This is a genomic window from Kitasatospora sp. NPDC094015 (genome assembly GCF_040304075.1).
Lineage (GTDB): Bacteria > Actinomycetota > Actinomycetes > Streptomycetales > Streptomycetaceae > Kitasatospora.
In genome coordinates, this window is record NZ_JBEOUL010000028.1 from 38,382 (window position 1) to 61,489 (window position 23,108).

A 23,108-nucleotide genomic window follows, 5' to 3' on the forward strand; every position below is an offset into this window, starting at 1 on the left:
GCGGCTGGCCCGGGAGGCCGATGTCCACACCGAACCGCCGATCGACCTGAAGGCCTGAGAAGCTGACGACGCCTGGTACCTGGACGCGCGGGCCGGCGGTGTGCTTGGGGAGGCCGCCCCTCCCGGCCACCTCACCGGCCGGTCAGCGGGTCAGGTCGTCGGTGGTCCGGGCTGCTACGCGTTGTCGAGGAGGAAGTCGTAGTAGTCGGTCGGGCCGGTGAGGGCTGCCTGGAAGTACAGGGGTTCGCCGTCGGTGTCGAGGGGCACCTCGTGGCCGGCGGTTCGGGTGAGGCCGAGGGAGAGCCTGGGGACGGTCCAGGAGCTCGGCTCGTCGTGGAGAACGGTCAGGCCGGTCTCCTCCAGCTGCCGCACCAGTTGGAGGGCGGGGGTGCGGAACACGTCGATGCCGCGGTACCGGACCGTGATCTCCTCCGGGCCGGGCCGGGGGATCCACACCTCGGCGGCGCGCAGCGTCCTGGCCTTCTCCAGGTGGAAGACGATCTCGAACTGCGGGTGCAGGGCGGTGACCCGCATCGGGCGGAAGGTGCTGGTGGAGCCCTCGTTGGACACCTTGACCCGGCCGAGGCGGGCGGCGGCGGTCCTGACGTCCTCGGCGGGCATGCCGAGGGGGAAGCCGGTGATTCCGTTCGGCGGATCGAGTTCGATGTCCATGGCGGTCACTTTAGGAGGCAGGTGCGGATCTCCAGCCGTTGTCGGAGAGGTACTTCTGGAAGGACTTGGTGTGGGGCAGCGAGTCGACCATGTCCTTGATGGCGGCGTCGTACTTCGTGCCGTGGATCTTGCGGATCCATCCGGATCGCGGGCCGGGACGTGGTTGCGTTCGCAACTGTTGTTGTCGCTGCCGTCCGTCCAGTTGCTGGGGCGGAGGCTGTAGTGGGATCCGCCCCAGCCGACGGGCTGACGACGCGGGGCCAGGCCCAGTGGGTCGACGAAGAACAGCGGGTTGGGTACGTAGGCGTGCGGGTTGGGGCCACCGTCGAGGCCGAGCGGGTCGCTGCTCAGGTAGCGGCCGGTCGACGGGTCGTAGTACCGGAAGGAGTTGTACTCCATCCCTGACTCGGCGTCGTGGTACTGGCCGGCCCGGCCGAGCGGGCAGGTCACCGCCGGGTCGGGGCCGTCCGGTCGGTGTCCCAGCACCCTCATGGTTCCGGAATCCGAACCTCGTTGGCCCTGTCAGCGACGTAGCGGGCCAGATCGGCCCAGGTGCTCCGCAAAGGTGGTGGAGCGGAGCTGTCCACGCCGGCGGGGCGCCGAACCTCGTTGTCGCCGTCGGCGAGGTCAGTCGGCGCCCAGGCGCTGGACGTGTCCGGGTGACTGTTGGTGGGCGGGCCATCCGGTGGTGCCGGTTTCGGCGAAGCGGATCCACGTCCGGTGGATCGTGCGGGCCAGGTCGGCGGGGGGTGGGGTGGTGCCGAGGAGGGCGTGGGGGCCGTGCAGGGAGGCCAGTGTCAGGCGGTCGAACACGAAGGGCAGTTCCATGACGTGGCTCGCGCCGAGCTGTCCGTCGAGGGCGTCGGAGCGCCACGCGAATTCGTAGCGGTAGGTCCGCCCGGATGCGGCGTCGGCGTGTGCGGTGGCCAGCCGCCGGGTGCCGGCCGTGAACAGGCCGTCGCCGAGGATGAGGGTGCGCAGTTCCGCGGGGCCGGCGTTCGGGTGCCGCACCCGGTAGGCGCGCACGGTGTCGGCCGGGCCGGGGCCGGGGCCGGACCGGAACAGGGCTGCGGTGGTGAGGAGGTCGGCCTCGGTGGTGGCGTCCAGGAGGCCGAGCGGGGCGAGGTAGAGGCTGCCCTCGTCGCGGTTGGAGCCGATCAGGAGGTCGATGCCGGTGTCCAGGGCGGCGAGCGTGTCGGCGGGTTGTCGGCTGGCGACCAGGCTGAACGGGGTGAGGCCGCCCAGCGGGTGGTGGTGGGTGGGGGTTCGCAGATCCAGCCCCGTCAGGCGGGGCAGCAGGTCGACGAGGCGGGCGTCCGGAACGTCCGCCAGGGCCTCGGCCGTGCACCCGGTGCCCAGCTCGTCGCCGACCCGCGTGGTGACGATCCGGGCCTGGTCGGGGGTCAGGGCGCCGGTGCCGGTGCCGCTCTGGACGATGGCCCGCCGCACCAGGCCGGGTGCTGCCGGATCGGAGAGGATCCCGCCGACGATGATGGCGCCGGCGGACTGACCGAAGAGGGTGAGGTTGGCGGGGTCGCCGCCGAACCGCTCGATGTTGTCGCGGATCCAGTGCAGGGCGGCGAGCACGTCGAGCATGCCGCGGTTGTCGGGCGCGTCCGGCAGGTGGAGGAAACCGGGAATTCCGAGCCGGTAGTTGACGGTGACCAGGACCACGCCGTCGCGGGCGAAGGCGGTGCCGTCGTGGAGTGGTGCACGGTTGGAGCCGGCGACGAAGCCTCCGCCGTGGACGAACACCATCACCGAGCGCAGCCCCGGTGCGCCGGGCCTGGGGGTCCAGATGTTGACGGTGAGGTAGTCCTCGCCGCGTTGCCAGCCGGGGCCGAAGTAGGGCGACATGTCCAGCGTGCCGAAGACGTCCCGGGCGGGCTGGGGCGCGGTCGGCCCCGGCCGCGTCGCGTCCCGTACCTCCGTCCAGCCGAGGTGCGGGCGCGGCCCCGCGAAACGCTCACGGCCCAGGGGCGGCGCGGCGTAGGGGATGTCGAAGTAGACGGTTCCGTGGTCCTGGCGGCGGCCGCGGACCGGGCCGTGGGTGGTGGTGATCGGGCTCAGGTCGGCGAGGGTCACCGGGCTTCTCCTTGCTGCCGGTCGTTCCGGCCGGACCGCCGCCCCGGTGGCTCCCGGGGCGGCGGTCCTCCTTCGTGGGGACGGGTACGGAAGCCGGTGTCAGTACCGGGTGAAGGGCGCCCAGCCCTTGATGGCGAATCCGCCCGCGGTGTCCCGGACCTCGAACGCGCTGTGGCCGCTCAGGTGGGCCGGCAGGACGAGCGCCCGGGTGTCGGCGGCCCAGCCGAGCAGCTCGCGGCGGGTGGCGCGGGAGCGCACCGGGTCCTGGCAGAAGCAGCTGTTGTGATCGGGGTGGATCACCTGGAGCGGGGTGTGCACCAGGTCACCGGCGAAGAGGGCCCGCTCGCCGCCGGAGGCCAGCTTGACGACGGACGACCCGGGCGTGTGGCCGGGGGCCTCCTCCAGGCGCAGGTGCGCGTCGATGGTGTGGGACCCTTCCCACAGCTGGACCTGGCCGGCGGCGTGCACCGGGGCGACGCTGTCCTCGAACACGTTCTCGTTGACGCCGCCCGTGATGTCGGGGTTGGCGTCCGGGTCGAAGAACTCGAAGTCGGCCTTGGGCATCAGGTAGGTGGCGTTCGGGAAGGTGGGCACCCAGGCGCCGTCGACCAGGCGGGTGTTCCAGCCGACGTGGTCGACGTGCAGATGGGTGTTGACCACCAGATCGACGTCCTCGGGCCGTACGCCGGCGAGGGCGAGCGTGCCGAGGTAGTCCAGGTCGAGGTGGTCCCACGTGGCGACGGCGGGGCGGGCCTTGTCGTTGCCGACCCCGGTGTCGATCAGGATGGTCCGGCCGCCGCTGCGCAGCAGCCAGGTCTGCATGGCGACGTGGACCATGGTGTCGTCGGCGCCCAGGTGGTCGGGCACCAGCATGGCGCGATGGTCCTGCCACGCCTGTGCGGGCAGGTCGGGGAAGAACTGGTCCGCGGGCATGATCGGACCGTGCATCTCCTCGATGCGGGTGACGGTGACGTCGCCCAGAACGATCTCGTGGGTGTCCTGCATGATGTTTCTCCTACGGTCTACGGGGCGGCGGTGAGGCGGGCGGCGGGGCGGCCCTACTTGGTCAGGTGGGCGATCAGCAGGTTGGGGTCCTTGGCGGTGAGGTACGCGGCGCTCAGCACGTAGACGCTGGTGCCGTGCACGGCGACGGAGGTGGGGTTCTGCAGGCCGTCGGCCCCGCTCAGTACGGTGCGGTGGCTGCCGTCGGACTCGACGAGCGCGACCTGGCCGGAGCCGTTGAGGGCGGCCAGCAGTTGCTCGCCGCGGCCGGTGAAGGCGAAGTCGTCGATCCCCGCCAGCCCGGTGGCCTCGGTCCGGACCCGCCCGGCACGACCGTCGCGCTGGACGGGGATGCGCAGGACGGTGCCCCGGTCGAGGTTGGTGGCCCACACCTCACCGTTGCGGAACTTCAGGCCGTTGGCGCCGAGGAAGCCGGCCGGAGCCAGTTCGGGCGCGGTGGACCAGGCGACGGGCACGCCGCCCCTGGTCGGCACCCGCCAGATCGTGCCCAGCACGGAGTCGGTGATGTACAGGGTGCGGGTGCGCTCGTCGAGGGCGAGGCCGTTGGGCAGGCCGTTCGCCGGGAGCGCGGCGATGCGCTCGGGCCCGCCACCCGGCCGCAGGCGCCACACACCGGTCAGGTCGGACGTGCCGGTCGCGTACAGGAAGTACAGGGTGCCGTCCTGGGCCCGGACGATGCCGGTGGTGAGCGCGAAGCCGAGGACCGGGGTGTGGACGCCGCCGTCCGCGGGAGCGGGCAGGGTGGCCAGGACCCTGGTGCCGCCGCCCGGGGTGACCTTGGCGACCTGCCGGCCGGCCGCGAAGGTGACGTACGCGTCACCTCCGGGTGCCAGGGCGATGTTCTCCGGGGTCCGGCCCTGGGCGAGGTCGAAGTGCACGGAGATCGACGCGCCGCCGAGCGGCGGAGCGTAGGCCGACGCCTGGGCCGGGCCGAGTGCGACACCCGCCACGGTGGCCAGGGCGGCCATCAGGACGGTGGATCGGGCGAGATTCTTCTTGACCATGGTTCCTTCGGTCGTTTTCGGGCGTGCGGAAGCGACATGCCGACGCACACGGGGAAATGGGGGTCCGGCCGGGGCCGACGGGCACACGGCCGCTCCCGGCGGCGGCCGGTCGTCGGCCGCGCCGCGGAGGAGTGGGTGAGATGGGGAGTAACGGGCGGGTGGAGAGGGCTGGTTGCGGCGGCGGCCCGCGAGGTCAGCCGGAGAGCGCAGCGGGGCCGGCCCGGCCCGGGTCCTCCGGTCGCCCGTCCCGCGCGGCGGCCCTGCTCGTGGCCGCGGTGGATCGCCGCGCGGGACGCGATCCGGTGCCGAGGGCCGTGGTGCGGGCGGTGCGGGGGGTGCGGGCGACGGCCTGCGCCAGCAGGGTCACCGCGGCACGGGAGGCCGAGCCTTCCTCCGTGGTGGCCACGACGACGTTGGGCCCCGGGCCGTGGCTCAGGGTCTGCTGGATGACGGTCAGCGTGCCGACCAGCGGGTGCTGCATCTCGTAGGGCGCGACGGTGCACGCCCGGACCCGGTGGTCGGCCCACATCGTGGCGAACTCCGTACTGCGGGAGCTGAGTTCGCCCACCAGGGCGTGCAGCATCGCGTCCTCGGGGTGGCGGCCGGCCACCAGCCGCAGGTTGCCGACCACCGCGGCGGCCTTGCCCGGCCAGTCCGCGTACAGCGCACGGGTGTGGCTGTCGAGGAACACCAGGCGGGCCATGTTGGGAGGCTGCGCAGCACGCTGCGGGGCGTCGAAGTCCAGGTGTCCCGCGAACAGGGCGTGTCCCAGCCGGTTCCACGCCAGCACGTCACTGCGCAGACCGAGCACGATCGCCGGTACGTCCGTGAGGACGTCCAGCAATTGACGTGCCGCCTCGCCCACGCGCTCCGGTGCGGGCCGCCGGGCCCGGCGGCGGGGCCGGTCCCGGTCGACCGCGGCCAGATCGTGCAGGTGGAGGCGCTCCGACTCGTCGAGCCGCAGCGCCCGGGCGATCGCGTCCAGCACCTCCGGTGAGGCGCTCTGCGACTGCCCCTGCTCCAGCCGCGTGTAGTAGGAGGCGCTCACCCCCGCCAGCAGGGCCAGCTCCTCGCGCCGGAGCCCCGGCACCCGCCGGCGCTCGTTGTAGGTGGGCAGGTGGAGGTCCTCGGGACGCAGCTGGGAACGCCGCGCCTGCAAGAACTCCCCGAGCTGCGATGTCCGGTTCATGGTTCCGAGTATCAACCGCCCGCGGCCGGCCAGCCTGCCCCGGCCGGGGATAGGCACGAGCGGGTCTGGTCCGCCGCGCGGCACGGGCGGTCCCATGGACCCGGCCGATCCGGCCGCCCCGTGCACCAGGAGGACACCATGAGCTCTGCCGTCGGCCGACCCGCCCCGTACGCCGTGCCCGAGAGCCTCGACCCGGCGGCCTACACCTTCACCAGACGGGCCTGGGTCGACGCCCCGCCGGCCCGGGTGTACGAACTGGTCGCCGACGTGTCCGCGATCAGCCGCTGGAGCCCCAACGCGACCCGCGCCGACTACGACCCCGGCGCCGGTCCTCGTCCTGGCGCCTGGTTCAGCGGCCACAACCGCAAGGACGGCAGGCAGTGGACCTCCCGCTCCCAAGTCGTACGTGCCGAGCCGGCGAACGCGTTCGGCTTCGTCGTCGGCGGCGCCGAGGACGGCATCGTCGAATGGGACTGGACCTTCCGGCCGCGCGGACGCGGCACGATCGTCCAGCAGTCCTGGCGACTGCTGCGCCTCGACCCGGTCCTCGGCACCACCCACGCCGACCTGGACGCCCTGCGCACCTACATGGCCGACAGCGCGGAGACCACCCTGGCCGCGCTCGCCCAGTGGATAGCCGAGCATCGCGGGCCGGACACGGTGGTACCCGACAGCGACGCGTGACGCGTCGCGGATGTCGACGGCGTCGTCGAGCAGCGCCGCCCGCCCACAGCAACCCTGTGGGCGGGCCGGGGCCGTCGGGCTCCGATCCGGCGGGCACGGGGCGGCCGGCTTCGACCGACCCCATCAGCCGGACGACCTCCCTCGAAACGGCCGGTTTCGCGTGGCCTGTTGCCTGACCTACGGCTTGCGGGCGATGCCGCCGGCGATGGAGCGTTGGGCCGCGTTCAGCTCCTCGAGCTGCGGGCCGTCCGGCCGCCAGTCGGGGCACTGCACCAGGCCTGGGTCGACCATCTCCAGGCCGTTGAAGAGTTCCTGGATCTCGGCCCGGGTGGAGAAGGTGCCGCTGCCCATCATGCTGTGCAGGAACATGTCCTCCATCTTCCGGGCGGCGCCGCTGTATTCGTCCTCCGGGTCCATGAAATGGCTGATCGCCACGTAGGAACCCGACGGCAGTGCGTCGATGTAGGCGCGCATGATGTCCTTGCGGGTACGCGCGTCCTCGGCGGTGTGGTGGTGGAGTGTGCCCATCTGGAGCAGGGCGATCGGCTCGTTCCAGTCGAGGAGGGACTGCACGACTTCGTTGCGCAGCAGCTTCTCCGGCTCGAAGATGTCCTCGGCGAGGAGCGCGGTGTTCTCGTTCTCCTCCAGCAGGGCCCGGCCGTGGGCCAGCACCGTCGGGTCGTTGTCCACGTAGACGACCCGCGAGTCCGGGTTGATCCGCTGCACCATGTGGTGGGTGTTCTCCGCGGTCGGCAGCCCTGAGCCGCAGTCCAGGAACTGGGTGACGCCGGCCTGTTGGGCCAGGAACCGGCAGGCCCGGATCAGGAACCTGCGGTTCTCGACCGCCAGGTCGCGGGCCTCCGGCGCCACCTTCAGCACTCCCTGCATCACCTCGCGGTCCGCCTCGAAGTTGTCCGTGCCGCCCAGGAAGGCGTCGTACACCCTGGCGATGCTCGGCTTCGCCGGGTCGGTGGACGGGGGAGCGGGCTGACCGGGCGTTGCACTGGGCATGGGCACCTCACGAGGGTCCGGACGTACGGGCGGTCCTCGCGCAGAGGGCTGTCCCACTGCGCGGCGAACGGGATCGGTTCGCCTGGACTCTAAGGCGGCGAGAGCGCGCAAGGCCTCGCGGTCACCCGCAAGTGCCGGAAACCCACCCGTTCGTGCGACCTGCAACGGGATCACCACGTCGTCTCGAACGAACTCCTGCGATCGACCGGCGCGTTCACCCGCGCACTTCGGTCGACGGCGGGAAAGGAGGTCACCGAGTGGCACCCGCCGGCCGAGGACCACCGCCGCTGCACCCACCTGGCGGACCGGACGGCGGTGAGGACCCGCCGCGGCCCGGCCACCCGAATCGAGCTCGGCATCCACCTCGCAGGCGCGGACGCGGGTGCTGATCTTCTCGGAGGACACCTTGTCGCGCTCGATGCCGTGCTTGGCGAGTGCGTCGAGCTGGGACCGGAGTTCCTGGGTCAGCGTCGAGCACCGCGCGTACCCGATGCGGATGTCCGCGCTCGGGGTGGCCGTGGCGAGAGCGAGCGGAACCGGGGTGCCGGGGCGCCACGGGTGGCCGGGCCCGCGGTCGACGGGGGTGGGCACGCGCAGGAGCTTGGCGAGCCGGGGCACCTTGGTGAAGCGGCCGGTGTGGTCGGTGCCGACGGCTACGGCGCCGCGCCCGGCTCCGGGGCGGTGCTTCGGGATCGCCGTTGCCGGTCGAGTTCGGTGTAGCGCGCCCGCATCGCCCCGCCTGCCGCCGGCCCGGCGCTGAACACGTACACGTCGCTGTCGTCGAGGCTCTTGCCGGTGCGGGCGTCGACCACGACCGGCTCCGCTTCCTGTCCGGTCTCGGCATCGATGAGGATCATGGACCTCTCCTGCGGGGCCAGGTGCCGGTTTCCCCAGGCGGCCAGGGCGACGATCACGGGGCGCAGGGAGTGCCCGCGCTCGGTGAGGACGTATTCGTGGCGTACCGGGTTGGCCTGGTAGGGGCGCCGTTCCAGCAGGCCGTCTTCGACCAGGGTCTTCAGCCGTGCCGTGAGCATGCTGGTGGAGATGCCCAGGCTCTGCTGGAACTGGTCGAAGCGCGTGTAGCCGTCGAAGGCGTCGTGGAGGATCAGCAGTGTCCACCACTCGCCGACGTGCTGGACCGTCGTCGACAGCGGACACTCGCGGTCCTCCAGCCGGATCCTGCTCGGCATGGAACCCTCCATAGTTACTGCTAAAGTGAAAGTTACTTGCTTCTATTTTAGCAGCTGCCGGAGGTGTGCCCTTCGTGCGGCGGCACGGAACAGCGCCGGACCTTACATCCGGCACCGCGCCGCCGGGCGCCCGGCCTGCCGGCATCCAGCGCACTCTGTGAGGCAGACATGACCGAACGCACCGACCCCGTCCACATCGCCGACCTGCCCGAGGTCGTCACCCGCTACCTGGGGGCCCACGACGCGAAGGACGTCGCCACCGCGGTGGCCTCGCTCGCACCCGAGGCCACCGTCACCGACGACGGCCGCACCTACCGCGACCCGGCCGCCATCCGCAGCTGGCTGGAGCAGACCAGCACCGAGTACACCTACACCACCACTCTCATCGGCGCCGAACGCGACGGTCCCGACCAATACACGGTCGTCCAGCACCTCGAAGGCGACTTCCCCGGCGGCCAGGTCGACCTGCGCTACCGCTTCGCCCTCGACCGGCACCAACGGATCACCCGGCTCGCCATCGCCCCCTGACGGCCCCGGCCCGTCACGAAGTTCGCCGAGCCGCCCACCCCTGGATCCATGAGGAAGAAATGAAGACCTGGTTCATCACCGGCGGCACCCCCGGCGGATTCGGCCCGGCCTACGCCGACATCGCGCTGGAACGAGGCGACAACGTCGCCCTCACAGCCCGCCGCCCGCACCTGCTCGACGACTGGGCCGCCCCGCACGGCGACCGCGTGCTCGTTCTGCCGCTTGACGTCACCGACACACGGCAGATCCATGATGCCGTCCACGCGGCCGAGGAACGCTTCGGAGCAATCGACATCCTGGTCAACAACGCCGGCCGCGGCTGGTACGGCTCCGTCGAGGGCACACCCGACACCGACGTCAGACGGTCCTTCGAACTGAACTTCTTCTCCGTCACCGAGCTCCTGCGCGCAGTCCTCCCGGGCATGCGCGCCCGCGGCACCGGATGGATCATCAACATGTCCTCGGTCGCCGGCCTGCGCAGCGTGCCCGGCTTCGGCTACTACAGCGCCGCGAAGTTCGCCATCGAAGGCCTCACCGAGGCACTGCGGCACGAAGTGGCCCCCTTCGGAATCAACGTCCTGGCCGTCGAACCCGGAGCCTTCCGCACCCGCGCGTACTCCGCCTTCGCCGACGAACCCGTCGCCGAGACCGTCGACGCCTACCTCCCATTCATCGAGTCCGTCCGCACCTCCATGGTCAACCAGGACGGCCGACAGCCCGGCGACCCCCACCGAGGAGTGCGGGCCGTCGTGAACGCGATGGAACAGGACACACCTCCCCGCCGTCTGGTGCTGGGCGCATCCGGCCACGACACCGTCCACGGCCAGCTGGCAGACATGCTCGAAGAACTGCGCACCCACGAGACCGCCTCGCGCGGCGCGGACTTCCCTGCCCTTCCGTAGCCGCGGCAGGGCAGGCCGTACGCCGGCGCATGGCCGGATGTGCTCCGCTCACGTGCCGGCATTCGGTCGTCGTGCTCGAAGTCCTCGACGGCGTCCGGGTCCCGGAAGGGGCGCAGGCTCTGGCCTGGGCCTCGACTCGCCCAGCAGGGACAGGAACGGGCGCACGGTGTTGTAGCGCAGACCGAGCTTCTCGCGCATCGCGGCCTCGGCCGACCCGTCGTCCGTGGGCACCAGGGCCGCCACCGTCGCGACGGTCCCGGCCACCGCCGTGCGCCGCCTCGATCTCCTTCCAATCGACAGCGTCCCCGCAGGTCGGTCCGATGCACGACAGAAGGCGCGACAGCTCGCCGGCGGCGCTTGCTCCTCCGGCTTCGTCGCCGACCCGACGCCTGTCCTGACAACGCGCTCACCCATGCTGTCTTGTTCAAGGCCGCACCCCAAGTGCCGCCCACGACAAGCCGGGCCCTCGTCCGGGGTCTGGCGCAGTGCAGATTTCAATCGTGCTCCGAGCTGCGAGGACTCGACTTGGAGTCCGCCTCAGGATCGGTGACCACCCGAGAGCGGGGGTCTCCTCTCATCGCGACGGGGGGCAGGGCCTGCCCCGAAACCTGGGCCGTGTGCTGAGCGGCACCACACGCAGGCTCCCGTTGGGATCCACAAGATCCGCCGGAACGGCAAACGCTCGGAACCGTTGCCGCGTCCCGGGCACCGCAGCCGGAGCTCGAAGCCCCTGGCGGAGCGACCGCCGGTCCGACCCCACCGTCCAGCCGCCGGGCTGCAGCCGAGCCGGGCCGGCGGGCGGACGTCCCGCCTGCAGCGGACCCGGGCGGGGCGGTGCGGATCCGACCGGACCTCGGTCAGTCGGTGCCTTCGACGATGCGGAAGTCGCGCTCGACGGCGTCGGCGAGGACGACCAGCGCCTCCTGGTAGGCCGCACCCTCGCGCACCGCGACGGCCTGCTCGAAGCTGTCGAACTCGATCAGGATGGTGCGCCCGGCGATCCCGGCGTCGTACGCCGCGACCCGGCCGTCACGGACGAGGACCCGGCCGCCCCCGGCCCTGACGGCCGAAGCGGCCAGCCTGTCGTAGGCAGCCAGCCTCTCGGGGTCCGAAATGGTGCGGTAGACGCTGACCCAGTAGCCCTTGGGCATGGAACCTCCAGTGTTGGGGTGTGCATCCGACTTACGGGTTGGTCCCGGACGAGCGTCGGCGGGCGAGAGCGAGGCTGGTCAGCGCCGTGATCGCCATGGCGCCGACGCCGACCAGCGCCGCGGTGGTGTAGGCATTGTCGTCGGGGAAGAGGCGGCCGGGGCCGGTGCCCGCGGTGAGGATCAGGCCGCCGACGGCGCTGCCCAGGGAGTAACCGATGCTGCGGACCACGTAGTTGAAGCTCATCACGCTCGACGTCTCGCTCTTGGGGGTGACCGCCAGGATGACGCCGGGCATCGCGGCCGAGAAGCCGCCGACGCCGAAGCCGAGCACGCCCATCGCCACGAACAGGTCGACCAGGTCCGACCGGGCCGCCGCGAACAGCGCGAACCCACCGCCGACCACGACGGCGCTGCCGGCCAGCAGCAGCGGGTCCGCGATCCGCGGCCGTACCCGCGGTGTGAGCTTGCCGGCGACGAACCCCAGCACCGAGAACGGGATGAGGACCAGCCCGGCGACGAAGGTCGTCAGCCCGAAGCCGTACCCGGCGCCGTGCGGCGTCTGCGCGTACCGGGTGATGAGCGTGAGCAGGAGGTACATGCCGATCCCGCCGACGAACATGGCGAGGTTCGCCCCGGCGACCGCCGGGTGCCGCACCGCACGCACGTCGACCAGGGGTGTCGTGCTGCGCAGCTCTACGACGATCCAGACGCAGAGCAGCACCACCGCGACGACGGCGAGGCCCGCCGCCACGGCGAGGTGTCGGCTCCACAGATTCCGTTCGCCGGCGAGGAACAGCACCAGGAGCAGTGCCGCGGCCAGGACGACCGCGCCTGCCACGTCCAGGTGGGCGGAACGGCCTTCGGGGGCTTCGGGCATGGCGCGCCAGGCTGTCACGAGGGCGGCGGCGGTGACGACCAGACCCAGGCCGTAGGCGGCCCGTACGCCGCCGAGTTCGGCGAGCAGTGCGGCCAGCGGGTAGCCGACACCGGCCCCGATGATCGAGACGACCGAGATCAGCGCGATCACGGGCGCGCTGCGCTCCTCGGGGAGGTGGTCCCGGGCCACGCCCATCATCAGCGCCGTCAGCCCGAGCCCGACGCCCTGGGCCGCCCGGCCGGCCAGCAGCCACCCGAACGGCAGCGGCAGCACGGTGAGCGCGCTGCCGGCGACGACGACCGCCAGCGTGACGAGGATCGTGGCCCGCCGGTGCGGGCCGGCTCCGAGCCGGCCGAGGACCGGTGTGGCGACGGCACCGCTGAGCAACGCGATGGTCAGCGTCCACTGCGCGCTGCCGAGCGGGACGTGGAACGAGGTCGCCACGCTGGTGATGAGCGGCGTGCCTAGGCTGGCGACCGCCGCCACGACCAGGGCGATGAACATGAGGGCGGGGACCAGCGGCCGCGTCTCGGAACGCGCCTCCGGGACCGCCTTCACCGCGATCCCGTCGACGGGCTGCCCGGTCACTGCTTCGGCCCTTCGCGGTCCTGGCGTTCGAGCTCGGTCAGGTGCTTCAGCGCCGGAAGGGCCGCCACCAGCGCCTCGACCTCCTCGCCGGTCAGCTCGCCGATCAGCCGCTCGAACGCGTGGACGCCCGCCTGGCGCCGCGTCCCGACGTAGGCGGCGCCGGCCTCGGTCAGGCACACCAGCGTGACCCGCTTGTCGGACGCGTCGCCCCGCCGCTCGACCAGCCCGGACTCCTCCATCACCCGGACCAGGGCGGTCATCGCGGGCTGGGTGACGCCCTCGACCGCAGCCAGATCGGTGATCCGCCGCGGACCGGTCCGGTCCAGCGTGGCCAGGGTGGCGGCGGACGTCAGGCTCATGTCCCGGGGTATACGTCTCGCGGCCCGGGTGGCCAGGCCGTAGAGGGCGGCCCCGATGGCGGCGGAGGCGCCGGGAGTGGTGTCGTGACGACTCATGTTCGAAGCATAGCAAGTTTATATTTATCGCCTATGTAAATGGGGTCCGGGCTGTACGGGCTGCGGTCGGCCACGCGGTCCGCCACGGCGAACCCGGTCGGCGGTCCGGTCGGGCCGTTCGGGAGTCGTCGTCCGGATGAGCACTACTGGTCCGTCGTTGGTCCGTCGTTGGGCCGCCGCTCGTCTTCGGGTCCTAGGGTGGCGCTCTCCCGGCGTGGGTCGGGGACGGGACGGACCGGGGGCGGCGCGGGTGCGGAGCAGGATTCTGACGGCCGGGGCCGCGCTGGCGGCGGCGTTGCTGGCGAGCGGCTGCACGGCGTCCGGGACGGGCGTCACGGCCGAGGCGCCCGCGAGCCCCACGACGGGTGCACCGGCCGCCGCGCCGCCGTCCGGCGAACCCGCCACGCTGCCGCCGACCGTGTCACTCGCCCCGGCCGTCAGCGCGCCGCCGCCCGGTGCACCGGCGTCGACCCGCAGGTCCGCACCGGCGCCGAGCACCCCGCCGCCGCCCTTCGCCGCGCCGCACGTCTCGGCGATCCGGGTCGACGGGCCCTGCGGGCTGAACGGCCACACCTACGAGGCCGACTTCGTCATCACCCTGGAAGGCGGCCAGGGGTGGCAGATCAAGCCGCAGTCCGGCCAGCGGGTGCGCCCGGACGGGAAGTCGATGGTCTACCGCTACGGCCTGATGCTGATGGACTGGCCGCCCGCACCCGAGACGCTGATCGACGGCAAGGTCCGGGTGGGCTACCCGCTCGGCGACGACGGCATGCAGGTGACCGCCCTCGCGGACGGCTCGGTGCACGCCGTCGTCGTCCCCGCCGAGCTCCGGGCCACCATCGACTGCACGCCGTAGCGGCAGCCGGGGTCGCCGCGGCAGCCTGTCGGTGCGTCAGACCCGTCAGGACCGGGCCAGGTCGGGCTCAGGGCCGGCCGCGTCCTCCGGGTCGACGGACAGCCGCCGGGCCGGGCGCTTCTCAGGACACCTTGATGACGACCTTGCCCGAGGCGTGACCGTTCTCGACGGCGGCGAGGGCGGCCGGGGCGTCGGAGAGCGGATGGACCGCGGTGATCACGGGTGCGAAGACTCCGTCGAGGGCCAGCCGGGCGGACCGCTCCAGGTTCTCGCGGTCGACGCGACGCTCGACGAATCGCCCACCGAGATCGGGCACGGACATGTCTCCCACCGCGATGACGTTGCGGGGATCCCGGGCCAGCGGGGCGACCGCCCGCAGAGAGGCGCCGCCGACCAGGTCGACGATCCCGTCGAAGCCGCCCGGAACCAGCTCGCGTGCCGCCGCGGCGACGTCCCCGGCGGTGTAGTCGATGAACCGCACCCCGACGGCCTCGGCGTGCTCGCGCTTGGCGGTGCTGCCGGTGCCGAATACCCGCAGCTCGGACCCGACGGCCAGCTGGGCGACGGCGAGGCCCACCCCGCCCCCGACCCCGTTCACCAGGACCGTGGCACCGGCCGGCAGACCGAGCTGGTCGAGCACATCCACCGCGGTGGTCCCGGCCACCGGCAGCGTTGCCGCCACGGTCGTGGACAGGCCCGCCGGGATGCGTGCGGTGTTCGGTGCGGACAGCACCGTCATCTCGGCGTAGGTCCCGCCACCGGTGAGCGCGAAGCCGAAGACCGCGTCGCCCACCTCGAGCCCGCTCACGTCCTCGCCACGGGCGAGGACGGTTCCGGCCGCCTCCATGCCCAGCACCCGGGGAAACGGACGCCCGCCGTCGAACCCGTCGACCAGACCTGAGCGCAGAACGTGGTCGAGGGGATTCACGCCGGCGACGTCGACCCGGATCAGCACCTCACCGCGCCCGGGGACGGGATCGGGACGATCGAAGAACTCCTGCACCTCGGGCCCGCCGTACCTGTGGAAACCCCATGCCTGTCCCATCGTCCTCCGCCTTTCGTACGACCGTCCCGGTGAGTTCCGGGCGCTGTCGCCACCCTCCCCTCTGACATTGATGTGAGGGGCAAGCGGATGAGACGCGGATCACAGCATCAGGACGACCGTGCCACCGCTGCCGGGCCCGGGGACAGTTCCGCCCGGTGCCGGCTGTTGGCCCTGATCACCACGTCGAGTGCATCCCGGGTCCCGATCAGGTGCGCGATCTCGGCGTCGATCCGGTCGCGCTCGCGCATCATCGCCGCGAACGTCTCCTCGGCGATGCCCAGGTCGCCCGGAATGTCCACACACGGCAGCAGGGTCGCGATCACCCGGCTGGACATACCCGCGCCGAACAGCTGCTTGATGAGCGAAACACGCTGGACCGCAGCATCGGAATAGTGCCGCTGCCCCGCCCCGGAGCGTGAGCTGGCCAGCAGGCCCTGCTCCTCGTAGTACCGAAGTGAGCGTGGACTCACGCCCGTGTGCTTGGACAACTCGCCTATCCGCATCCCACGGAGCCTACGCCCGCAGCCTCCCGATTCGGAGCGCAGCAACGGACGGTCGCAGCAACCCCATCAGGCCGGGGTCAGGGCCCGGTCAGTGCGTCAAGGCATGCTGATGGCACGTCGAGGAGCCGCGGTGGGCGGCCCTCGCTCAGGAGAGGTGCCCGGAGCGGTTCATCGGGTGCCTGGCCAGCGATGGCCGAGCAGGGTCCTTCGGGGCCCGCGCAGGTTCGAATCCTGCCCTCTCCGCCTGTGATCCCACGTGGGGCGACGCCCGCCCACCGGAGGGACGCGCCGGTCTCTCTTCCTGACAGTGGTGGTGGCCTCATTCGGACCGGTGCTCAACCGGTCCGGCACGGCACACCGACGTGCGGGTTGCTCCCGTTGACGAGCACGAGGAGCGCGCTCACCACCACGATCCCTGCCAGCATGGCGAGCGTCATCAGCCCGAAGCGCTTCATCGGAGGCTGGTGCCCGGTGGAACGGTGCATCCAGATCGCGCACGCCGAGCCCACGGCCAGCAGGAGAATGGGCGAGCCGAGCAGCAGGAACTGCAGCGTCATCGCATCGCCCATGGCGTGGAAGCCTCCGGTGCAACGTGCCCATCGGCGGCTGATGACGGCAACGGAAGTCCCGGCGCCGAGCAGCGCCAGCAGTACCCCGAGGCACCCGGTGCCGAGGGCGGATCTGTCCTGGCGTTCGTCACTGTTCACGAGTCCTTGCCTCCTGCTCGCCGGGTCCGGATGCTTGGACGCGGGTAGCCGCCGACCGGTTGCTGAGGGAAGGCTTGTGCACCTGCGATCGCCCGTTGGGCTGCTGCCCATGGGCCTGACGGTCGGCCGGCTGTCGGACCCGGGTCGGTGCGGGCTCCGCGCTGTTCATGCAGGGCCCTCACCCAGGACCACCCCAACCTGGCGACCGCGTACTCGCTGCTGCCGGGTGATCTGCCAGGTGGGGCGCTACGGCTGGAGGTCGAGCTGGTACCAGGTGCCCGACTTTCCGCCGAGATCGGTCGGGGCGGCCGGGCCGATCGGGACGAATCCGGCCTTGGTCAAGACTTTTTGGGACGCGGCGTTGCCGTGGGAGGTGGCCGCCCGCAGGGTGTGCAGGCCGTGCCGCTCGGTCGCCGTCCGGCACAACTCCCGGACGGTCGCGGTCGCCAGGCCGCGACCGGTGGCCTGCTCCGCCATCCGGTAGCCGAGGTTGGCGGTGCCGTCCGCCAGGTCGTACAGGTTGAACCTGCCGAGTACCGAGCCGTCCTCGGCGACGAGCACGTAGAAGGCGCAGCTGCCGGCCTCCTGCTCGGCCAGCAAGGCGGTGTACCGGTCGGTGAACCGGTCGAAGAAGTCGTCGCCGCGGTCGGGGACCGACGTGGCGAAGTAGGTGCGGTTCGCCAGCTCGAAGTCCAGGACCGCCGGGGCGTGGCCGGCAGCCAGCCGCTTCAACTCGGGCATGGCCCGACTCTACCGAGTTCGGGCTCCAGGGCCATCCGAGTTTCTGCCGGCGGCAGACAGCCCCGAAGTCGGAGCACACAACGATCTACGGCGGGAGCACTCATCGGTCGAACGGTGCGACGAGCCCGCTGTCCAGCTGTCCCGTCCCCGCCGATCGGCGGGGACGGTCCCACCCACCTGGCAGCCGGCTCCGGGCGTCGCAACGGGGCCCCGACCCCGGGGCGGTTCCGGTCAGGGGCTGAAAGTGACGGCCCGCCGGATCTCGCTCGTGACCGCCCGGGAATTCCGACCGGTGTTCTCGCGGGGAATTCGTAGGGTGCACGTGCCCAGGTCATCGAGGCACTCGTAGCTGGGCGGGTAGCGCTGCGTCAGCAGGTCGGCGTGCTCGGTCAACGGCCGGTCCTGAGGACGCCGTTACTGCGGACCGTGCCAGGCGGTGGTGACGGCGATGATGCTTCGGGCCAAGGCCACCGGCTGCTCCCGGGCGATGAGGTGCCCGGCGCCGTGGACGGGCAGGACCGTGGTGTGCGGGGCCAGCCGCAGCAACTGGTCGATGTCCTCGGCACCGACCGACGATCCGGTGTCGCCGTGGACGAGCAGGACGGGCAGCTCGAGTTCCGCGGTGACCTGCCGTAGCAGCGGCACTTGGGCAAGGATGTCCTCGACGAGTTCCGTGTAGGCGCCGGCCAGGCCGCCGGCGGCGAGGAAGCCGCGGACCCGGGAGGGGACGAGGCACGGTACGACGTCGACCAGCACCAGCCCTGCCACTCGCGCTCGCACAGCCGGATCGGCGAGGGCGGCGACACCGGCGAGTCCGCCCAGCGAGGCGCCGACGACCACGGACCCGGCCGGCTCACCGCACAGCATGGCGGCGACATCGTCCGCGCACGCCGACAGCGTCCGGGCCTGGCCGCCGCTGTCACCGTGGCCCCGCTGGTCGAAGGCCACACAGCGGAGTCCGGCGCCGACGAGGACCTCGCTGACCGGCGCCCACACCTGCCGCCGTTCACCACCGGCGTGCAGCAGGAGGCAGGTTGGTCCGGCGCCGACCTCCTCCCCGCGCAGCACGGCGTCAGGGCGGACGATTCGCCGTGCTCGCGGGACGATCGGGCCCGTCATGAGACCGCCACCTTCATCTCTCTCACCGCGATGTCTCACACCCCCGAAGGGCGTTCCGGGCACTCGGAACGCTACACGGGCCTTCGGGCGCGCCGAAGGCGTGCCGCTACCTCCGGTCCCGGCACCCTGCTACCGCGCGGCCGCCGCCGGGCCCGGGGAGCGTGGCAGGTTCAGTTCGGCCCAGATCCCGTCCAGGGCCGCGACGAACTGCCGTACCTCGTCCGCGCTGTGGACCGCGCCGGGGGCGATCCGGAGGATCTCCTCGCCGGCCCGGACGCTGGGCGCGTTGATCGCCTGCACGTAGCAGCCGTGGCGGTCCAGCAGCAGGTCCGAGGCGCGCTTGCACACCTGCTCCTCGCCGACCAGCACCGAGACGATGTGCGAGCGGTCGGACAGGAACGGGATCCTGCACCCGGTCAGCAGCCGGTGCATCAGCTGTGCGTTCTCCCGCAGCCGGTTGCGCTCCAGGTCCGAGCCGCGCAGGTGGCGGACGGCCGCCAGGCCGCCGGCGACCACCGCCGGCGGGAGTGCGGTGGTGAAGATGAACGGCCGGGACAGGCTGCGCACCACGTCGACCACCGCGCTCGGCCCGGCGATGTAGCCGCCGACCGTGCCGAAACCCTTGGCCAGCGTCCCCATGATCACGGTGAACTCGTCGGCCAGCCCCAGGCCGGCGGCGATGCCCGCGCCCTGCGGCCCGTACATCCCGACCGCGTGCACCTCGTCGAGGAAGGTCATCGCGCCGTAGCGCTTGGCGATGTCCGCGATCTCCGGCAGCGGCGCCAGGTCGCCCGCCATCGAGTACACCGACTCCGTGACGATCAGCTTGGGCCGCTCGGGCGGCGCCGCCGCGATCAGCTCCTCCAGGTGGGTGGTGTCGTTGTGGCGGAAGATCCGTTTCTCGGCCCCGCTGTGCCGCAGCCCGTCGATGATCGAGGCGTGGTTGAGCTGGTCCGAGAAGACCACGCAGTCGGTGAGGTGCGCCGGCAGCACGGACAGGGCGCCGTCGTTCGCCGTGTAGCCGGAGGTGAACAGCAGCGCGTCCTCCTTGCCGTGCAGGTCGGCGAGTTCCTGCTCCAGCAGCACGTGGTAGCTGTTGGTCCCGGCGATGTTGCGCGACCCGCCCGCCCCGGCCCCGAACTCGTCCAGGGCCTCGCGCATCGCGGCCAGCACCGACGGGTGCTCGCCCATCCCCAGGTAGTCGTTGCTGCACCACACCCGGATGTCGCTCTCGACGCCGTTCCGCGCGTTCCGGGCCGCCGGGAAACTCCCGGCCCGCCGCCCGATCTCCAGGAATTCCCGGTGCCCCGCGGTGTGCGCGGATTCCCGGTCCCGGGGCGGGAAGAATGTGCGGTAATGCGTCATGGCGTCAACTCGCTCTCAGGAATCCGGCACGGTACGGGGCCTCGGCCGCACGGGCCGGCGGCCCACCCGGAATTCCCGGCGGCGCGCGGGGCGAAGGCCGGTGCTGTGCCCGGTCACCGCATGTGCGCTGCACACGGCCGGCCCGCTCCGGGCCGTCGACGGGCCCGGATGCTCGACGTGCCGACATCATGTCAGGGCGCCATATCATTTCGATAGCGCGGTCCGTGACATTCCGTCCAGGGACGAACTTGCGGAATTCCGCCCGCATTCCTGACCGCCGCTGATATGCTCGCCGTAATCCAGCAGTCTGCCGATGGGAATCGCCATGCCCACGAACGACACGTACGTCGGCCGGATCCTCCAGGTGCTCGCCGACGACCCGGCCCGCACCGTCCTCACCTGGCAGCACGGCAGCCTCACCGCCGGCGCCTTCACCACCGCCGTGCGCACCGCCGCCGGCGTGCTGCACCGGCACAGCGGCGACCGGGCGCCGGTGGTGGCCATCCTCACCACCACCAACTCCCCGGCGACCCTGCTCCTGCGGTACGCCGCCAACCTGATCGGCGCCACCGCCGTCCACCTGCACACCACCAACGCGGTCGACCCCGAGGACCGGCTGACCAGCGACGCCGAACTCGCCCTGCTGGCCGAGACCGGGGCCACCGTCCTCGCCGTCGACGCCGAACACCTGGCGGCGGCACGCGAGTTGACCGCCCACCTGGCGCAGCCGCCGATCCTGGCGGCGCTCGGCGACCTCGGCCCCGGCGTCCTCGACCTGAGCGCCGGCGCCGACACCGACCCGCCCGAGGTCCCGATCCCGCCCGACCGGGCCGCCGTGATCAGCTGCACCAGCGGCACCACCGGCCGGCCGAAGGGGATCGCGGTCGACTTCCGGACCCGCAACGGCTTCATCACCGCCGGCCTCCAGATGGCCTGGCGCGCGGTCTACCTGGCCACCCTGCCGATGAGCCACTCCAGCGGCGCCACCGCCGACGACTCGCTCGCCTCCGGCGGCTCGGTCGTGCTGCACCAGGGCTTCGACGCGGGCGAGGTGCTGCGCGCCGTGGCCGAGCACCGGATCACCCGGCTGCTGATCTCGCCGCCGCAGCTCTACCGGCTGATGGACCACCCGGAGGCGGCCTCCGCCGATCTGTCCAGCATCTCGATGCTCTGCTACACCGGCGCCCCCGCCTCGCCCGCCCGGCTCGCCGAGGCCGTCGAGCGCTTCGGCGACGTGCTCATCCAGATCTACGGCACCAGCGAGGCCGGGGCGATCGGCATGCTCACCCCGGCCGAGCACCGGGACCCGGACCTGCGCGCCACCGTCGGCCGGGTGCTGGCCGGCGAGGTCCGGATCCGCGACCCGCACGACCACCGCGACCTGCCGACCGGCGAGGCGGGCGAGATCTGCGTCCGCTCCCCGTTCGCGATGCGCGAGTACCTCGGCGACCCCGAGCTGACCGCCCGTACCGTCCGGGACGGCTGGGTGCACACCGGCGACCTCGGCCGGCTCGACGAACGCGGCTACATCCACCTCAGCGGCCGGCTGGCGGACGTGGTGAAGACCAACGGCATCAAGATCCACCCGACCACCGTGGAGCACGCCCTGACCGCCCACCCGGGGGTGCTGCAGGCCGCCGCCTTCGGCGTGCCGGACGCCGATCTGGTCGAGCAGCTGCACGCCGCCGTGGTGCTGCGCGACGGCGCCGCCGCGGCCACCGTCCCCGCCCTGCGCGAGCACCTCGCCGCCGCGCTCTCCCCGCAGCACGTCCCGGCCGTGATCGACGTCCACCCCGAGCTGCCGCTCACCGCGACCGGCAAACCGGACCGGGCCCGGCTGGCCGCGGACGCCCGGAGGTAGCCGCCGATGGCGCTCTCCCTGGCCACCGTGCTCGCCGACTCCGCGCTGCGCCGGCCCGACCACCCGGCGCTCGTCCTCGGCGACGAACGGACCAGCTACCGTGACCTGTGGGCCGGCGCCCGGCGGTACGCGGCCGTGCTGCGCGAGCACGGCATCGGCCCCGGCGACCGGGTCGCCCTGCTGATCCCCAACTCCCGGCACTTCCCGCTCGCCTACTTCGGCGTGCTGGCCCTCGGCGCGGTCGTCGTCCCCGTCGACGCGCTGCTCCGGGCCGAGGAGGTCGCCCACGTGCTGCGCGACGCGCAGCCCGCGGCCCTGATCTGCGCCGCCGCCCTGCTGGCCGAGGGCGGGCCGGCCGCCGGGGAGGTCGGCACCCCCGTCCTGACGGTGGACCAGGAACGCGACGCGGGCCACCCCCGCCTGGACGCCCTCGCGGCCGGGGCCGACCCGATCGCCGGGGCGGTCCCGCGCGAGCCCGGCGACCTCGCGGTGGTGCTGTACACCTCCGGCACCACCGGCCGGTCCAAGGGCGCCATGCTCACCCACCTCAACCTGGTGATGAACACGGCGACCACCATGCTCTCCCCGTTCGACCTGCGCCCGGACGACGTCCTGCTCGGCTGCCTGCCGCTGTTCCACAGCTTCGGCCAGATCTGCGGCATGGCCACCTGCTTCCGGGCCGGCGCCACCCTGGTGCTGATGCCCCGCTTCGACGGGCCGCGCGCGCTGGACCTGATGGTCCGCGAGCGCTGCACGCTGGTGATGGGCGTGCCGACGATGTACCTCGCGCTGCTCGCCGCCGCCCGCAGCGATCCGCGCCGGCCGCCGCTGGACCGGGCGTTCTGCGGCGGCTCGGCCCTGCCGGTGGCGGTGCTGGAGGAGTTCCGGGACACCTTCGGCTGCCCGGTCCACGAAGGCTACGGGCTGACCGAGGCCTCCCCGGTGGTCGCCTACAACCAGCGCGCGTGGCCGCTGCGGCCGGGCACGGTGGGCCGGCCGATCTGGGGGGTCGAGGTCGCCGTCGCCGCACCGGCGGTGGAGGACCGGATCGAGCCGCTGCCGACCGGCGAGGTCGGCGAGGTGGTGGTGCGCGGGCACAACGTGATGGCCGGCTACCTGAACCGGCCGCGGGCGAGCGCCGAGGCGATCGTCGACGGCTGGCTGCGCACCGGCGACCTCGGGGTGCTGGACGCCGAGGGGTACCTGACCATCGTCGACCGGAAGAAGGACGTGGTGCTCCGCGGCGGCTACAACGTCTACCCGCGCGAGGTCGAGGAGGTGCTGACCCGTCACCCGGCCGTCGCCCAGGTCGCGGTGGTCGGCCTCCCGGACGAGGTGCACGGCCAGGAGGTGTGCGCAGTGGTGCTGCCGCAGCCGGGGATCAGTCCGGACCGTGAGCTCGCCGCGGAGATCACCGCCTGGAGCCGGGAGCGGATGGGTGCCTACAAGTACCCGCGCCGGGTCGAGTTCACCGAGGAGTTCCCGCTCGGCCCCGGCGGCAAGGTGCTCAAACGGGAGCTGGTCGCCCGGCTCACCGGCTGAACCCGCCGAG

At 72.4% G+C, this 23,108-nt stretch carries 22 protein-coding genes and 2 pseudogenes; 7 read left to right on the forward strand and 17 right to left on the reverse strand.

Annotation, left to right across the window (positions count from 1 at the left end; genetic code table 11):
* Positions 1-174: 174 nt before the first annotated feature.
* From ABT014_RS27015 to ABT014_RS27040, 6 genes and pseudogenes are all read right to left on the reverse strand, one after another.
* Entirely contained in the window at positions 175-672 is a 498-nt protein-coding gene (locus ABT014_RS27015) for a hypothetical protein (protein WP_350641852.1), read from the reverse strand.
* A gap of 321 nt (positions 673-993) precedes the next feature.
* A pseudogene (locus ABT014_RS27020) lies at positions 994-1,164 on the reverse strand (RHS repeat-associated core domain-containing protein); the annotation flags it as partial.
* Positions 1,165-1,299: 135 nt separating this feature from the next.
* The gene (locus ABT014_RS27025; RefSeq protein ID WP_350641799.1) at positions 1,300-2,757 is read right to left on the reverse strand and encodes a carboxylesterase/lipase family protein; all 1,458 of its coding nucleotides are present in this window, start codon (positions 2,755-2,757) and stop codon (positions 1,300-1,302) included.
* Between the two features lie 99 nt (positions 2,758-2,856).
* Positions 2,857-3,762 (reverse strand): MBL fold metallo-hydrolase, encoded by a 906-nt coding sequence (locus ABT014_RS27030; protein WP_350641800.1) that lies wholly within the window; start codon positions 3,760-3,762, stop codon positions 2,857-2,859.
* Between the two features lie 53 nt (positions 3,763-3,815).
* On the reverse strand, positions 3,816-4,784 hold the full coding sequence (locus ABT014_RS27035; protein WP_350641801.1) for an SMP-30/gluconolactonase/LRE family protein: 969 nt from the start codon (positions 4,782-4,784) through the stop codon (positions 3,816-3,818).
* A gap of 193 nt (positions 4,785-4,977) precedes the next feature.
* Positions 4,978-5,973, reverse strand: coding sequence for a helix-turn-helix domain-containing protein (locus tag ABT014_RS27040; protein WP_350641802.1), 996 nt, complete (start codon positions 5,971-5,973; stop codon positions 4,978-4,980).
* 138 nt (positions 5,974-6,111) lie between these two features.
* On the opposite strand from ABT014_RS27040, the gene ABT014_RS27045 reads away from it, so the two are divergent.
* Positions 6,112-6,657, forward strand: coding sequence for an SRPBCC family protein (locus ABT014_RS27045; protein WP_350641803.1), 546 nt, complete (start codon positions 6,112-6,114; stop codon positions 6,655-6,657).
* 177 nt (positions 6,658-6,834) lie between these two features.
* Here ABT014_RS27045 and ABT014_RS27050 read toward each other — a convergent pair whose 3' ends face one another.
* Together ABT014_RS27050 and ABT014_RS27055 are read right to left on the reverse strand one after the other, a co-directional pair.
* Positions 6,835-7,668, reverse strand: a complete 834-nt coding sequence (locus ABT014_RS27050) for an SAM-dependent methyltransferase (RefSeq protein WP_350641804.1) — start codon at positions 7,666-7,668, stop codon at positions 6,835-6,837.
* Between the two features lie 653 nt (positions 7,669-8,321).
* Positions 8,322-8,858 (reverse strand): winged helix-turn-helix transcriptional regulator, encoded by a 537-nt coding sequence (locus ABT014_RS27055; protein ID WP_350641805.1) that lies wholly within the window; start codon positions 8,856-8,858, stop codon positions 8,322-8,324.
* Between the two features lie 168 nt (positions 8,859-9,026).
* Between ABT014_RS27055 and ABT014_RS27060 the strand changes: the two genes are divergently transcribed.
* A complete protein-coding gene (locus tag ABT014_RS27060) occupies positions 9,027-9,386 on the forward strand; it encodes a nuclear transport factor 2-like protein (protein WP_350641806.1) in 360 nt (119 codons plus the stop codon).
* 59 nt (positions 9,387-9,445) lie between these two features.
* Positions 9,446-10,288, forward strand: a complete 843-nt coding sequence (locus ABT014_RS27065) for an SDR family NAD(P)-dependent oxidoreductase (RefSeq protein WP_350641807.1) — start codon at positions 9,446-9,448, stop codon at positions 10,286-10,288.
* A gap of 857 nt (positions 10,289-11,145) precedes the next feature.
* Here the strand turns inward: ABT014_RS27065 and ABT014_RS27070 are convergent.
* Genes ABT014_RS27070 through ABT014_RS27080 form a run of 3 tightly spaced genes read right to left on the reverse strand, consistent with a single transcriptional unit; the run spans position 11,146 to position 13,359 of the window.
* Entirely contained in the window at positions 11,146-11,439 is a 294-nt protein-coding gene (locus ABT014_RS27070; protein ID WP_350641808.1) for a DUF1330 domain-containing protein, read from the reverse strand.
* A gap of 31 nt (positions 11,440-11,470) precedes the next feature.
* Positions 11,471-12,904 (reverse strand): MFS transporter, encoded by a 1,434-nt coding sequence (locus ABT014_RS27075; RefSeq protein WP_350641809.1) that lies wholly within the window; start codon positions 12,902-12,904, stop codon positions 11,471-11,473.
* Entirely contained in the window at positions 12,901-13,359 is a 459-nt protein-coding gene (locus tag ABT014_RS27080; protein WP_502895105.1) for a MarR family winged helix-turn-helix transcriptional regulator, read from the reverse strand. Before ABT014_RS27080 ends, ABT014_RS27075 begins: the two co-directional genes overlap by 4 nt.
* Positions 13,360-13,609: 250 nt before the next feature.
* Here ABT014_RS27080 and ABT014_RS27085 point away from each other — a divergent pair, with 250 nt between their 5' ends.
* Positions 13,610-14,215: a hypothetical protein gene (locus tag ABT014_RS27085; RefSeq protein ID WP_350641810.1), complete on the forward strand. Its 606-nt coding sequence runs from the start codon at positions 13,610-13,612 to the stop codon at positions 14,213-14,215.
* Positions 14,216-14,336: 121 nt separating this feature from the next.
* Here the strand turns inward: ABT014_RS27085 and ABT014_RS27090 are convergent, their stop codons facing one another.
* A complete protein-coding gene (locus tag ABT014_RS27090; RefSeq protein ID WP_350641811.1) occupies positions 14,337-15,260 on the reverse strand; it encodes an NADP-dependent oxidoreductase in 924 nt (307 codons plus the stop codon).
* Between the two features lie 107 nt (positions 15,261-15,367).
* Complete coding sequence (locus tag ABT014_RS27095) at positions 15,368-15,763, reverse strand: MerR family transcriptional regulator (RefSeq protein ID WP_350641812.1); 396 nt, start codon at positions 15,761-15,763, stop codon at positions 15,368-15,370.
* 148 nt (positions 15,764-15,911) lie between these two features.
* On the opposite strand from ABT014_RS27095, the pseudogene ABT014_RS27100 reads away from it, so the two are divergent.
* A pseudogene (locus ABT014_RS27100) lies at positions 15,912-16,006 on the forward strand.
* Between the two features lie 92 nt (positions 16,007-16,098).
* Here the strand turns inward: ABT014_RS27100 and ABT014_RS27105 are convergent.
* From ABT014_RS27105 to hemA, 4 genes are all read right to left on the reverse strand, one after another.
* Positions 16,099-16,470, reverse strand: coding sequence for a hypothetical protein (locus tag ABT014_RS27105; RefSeq protein WP_350641813.1), 372 nt, complete (start codon positions 16,468-16,470; stop codon positions 16,099-16,101).
* A gap of 246 nt (positions 16,471-16,716) precedes the next feature.
* Complete coding sequence (locus ABT014_RS27110; RefSeq protein WP_350641814.1) at positions 16,717-17,211, reverse strand: GNAT family N-acetyltransferase; 495 nt, start codon at positions 17,209-17,211, stop codon at positions 16,717-16,719.
* 414 nt (positions 17,212-17,625) lie between these two features.
* A complete protein-coding gene (locus ABT014_RS27115) occupies positions 17,626-18,330 on the reverse strand; it encodes an alpha/beta fold hydrolase (protein WP_350641815.1) in 705 nt (234 codons plus the stop codon).
* 129 nt (positions 18,331-18,459) lie between these two features.
* Positions 18,460-19,695 (reverse strand): 5-aminolevulinate synthase, encoded by a 1,236-nt coding sequence (hemA, locus tag ABT014_RS27120; RefSeq protein ID WP_350641816.1) that lies wholly within the window; start codon positions 19,693-19,695, stop codon positions 18,460-18,462.
* 325 nt (positions 19,696-20,020) lie between these two features.
* Here hemA and ABT014_RS27125 point away from each other — a divergent pair, with 325 nt between their 5' ends.
* Entirely contained in the window at positions 20,021-21,556 is a 1,536-nt protein-coding gene (locus tag ABT014_RS27125; protein WP_350641817.1) for an AMP-binding protein, read from the forward strand.
* A 6-nt stretch (positions 21,557-21,562) separates the two neighbouring features.
* A complete protein-coding gene (locus tag ABT014_RS27130; protein WP_350641818.1) occupies positions 21,563-23,098 on the forward strand; it encodes a long-chain-fatty-acid--CoA ligase in 1,536 nt (511 codons plus the stop codon).
* Positions 23,099-23,108: the final 10 nt, after the last annotated feature.

Excerpts from the sequence above, each read along its gene's own strand:
- ABT014_RS27015 (WP_350641852.1), bottom strand. The coding sequence starts at position 672 with ATGGACATCGAACTCGATCCGCCGAACGGAATCACCGGCTTCCCCCTC.
- ABT014_RS27030 (WP_350641800.1), bottom strand. The coding sequence starts at position 3,762 with ATGCAGGACACCCACGAGATCGTTCTGGGCGACGTCACCGTCACCCGC.
- ABT014_RS27035 (WP_350641801.1), bottom strand. The coding sequence starts at position 4,784 with ATGGTCAAGAAGAATCTCGCCCGATCCACCGTCCTGATGGCCGCCCTG.
- ABT014_RS27040 (WP_350641802.1), bottom strand. The coding sequence starts at position 5,973 with ATGAACCGGACATCGCAGCTCGGGGAGTTCTTGCAGGCGCGGCGTTCC.
- ABT014_RS27045 (WP_350641803.1), top strand. The coding sequence starts at position 6,112 with ATGAGCTCTGCCGTCGGCCGACCCGCCCCGTACGCCGTGCCCGAGAGC.
- ABT014_RS27050 (WP_350641804.1), bottom strand. The coding sequence starts at position 7,668 with ATGCCCAGTGCAACGCCCGGTCAGCCCGCTCCCCCGTCCACCGACCCG.
- ABT014_RS27055 (WP_350641805.1), bottom strand. The coding sequence starts at position 8,858 with ATGCCGAGCAGGATCCGGCTGGAGGACCGCGAGTGTCCGCTGTCGACG.
- ABT014_RS27060 (WP_350641806.1), top strand. The coding sequence starts at position 9,027 with ATGACCGAACGCACCGACCCCGTCCACATCGCCGACCTGCCCGAGGTC.
- ABT014_RS27065 (WP_350641807.1), top strand. The coding sequence starts at position 9,446 with ATGAAGACCTGGTTCATCACCGGCGGCACCCCCGGCGGATTCGGCCCG.
- ABT014_RS27070 (WP_350641808.1), bottom strand. The coding sequence starts at position 11,439 with ATGCCCAAGGGCTACTGGGTCAGCGTCTACCGCACCATTTCGGACCCC.
- ABT014_RS27080 (WP_502895105.1), bottom strand. The coding sequence starts at position 13,359 with ATGAGTCGTCACGACACCACTCCCGGCGCCTCCGCCGCCATCGGGGCC.
- ABT014_RS27090 (WP_350641811.1), bottom strand. The coding sequence starts at position 15,260 with ATGGGACAGGCATGGGGTTTCCACAGGTACGGCGGGCCCGAGGTGCAG.
- ABT014_RS27095 (WP_350641812.1), bottom strand. The coding sequence starts at position 15,763 with ATGCGGATAGGCGAGTTGTCCAAGCACACGGGCGTGAGTCCACGCTCA.
- ABT014_RS27110 (WP_350641814.1), bottom strand. The coding sequence starts at position 17,211 with ATGCCCGAGTTGAAGCGGCTGGCTGCCGGCCACGCCCCGGCGGTCCTG.
- ABT014_RS27115 (WP_350641815.1), bottom strand. The coding sequence starts at position 18,330 with ATGACGGGCCCGATCGTCCCGCGAGCACGGCGAATCGTCCGCCCTGAC.
- hemA (WP_350641816.1), bottom strand. The coding sequence starts at position 19,695 with ATGACGCATTACCGCACATTCTTCCCGCCCCGGGACCGGGAATCCGCG.
- ABT014_RS27125 (WP_350641817.1), top strand. The coding sequence starts at position 20,021 with ATGCCCACGAACGACACGTACGTCGGCCGGATCCTCCAGGTGCTCGCC.
- ABT014_RS27130 (WP_350641818.1), top strand. The coding sequence starts at position 21,563 with ATGGCGCTCTCCCTGGCCACCGTGCTCGCCGACTCCGCGCTGCGCCGG.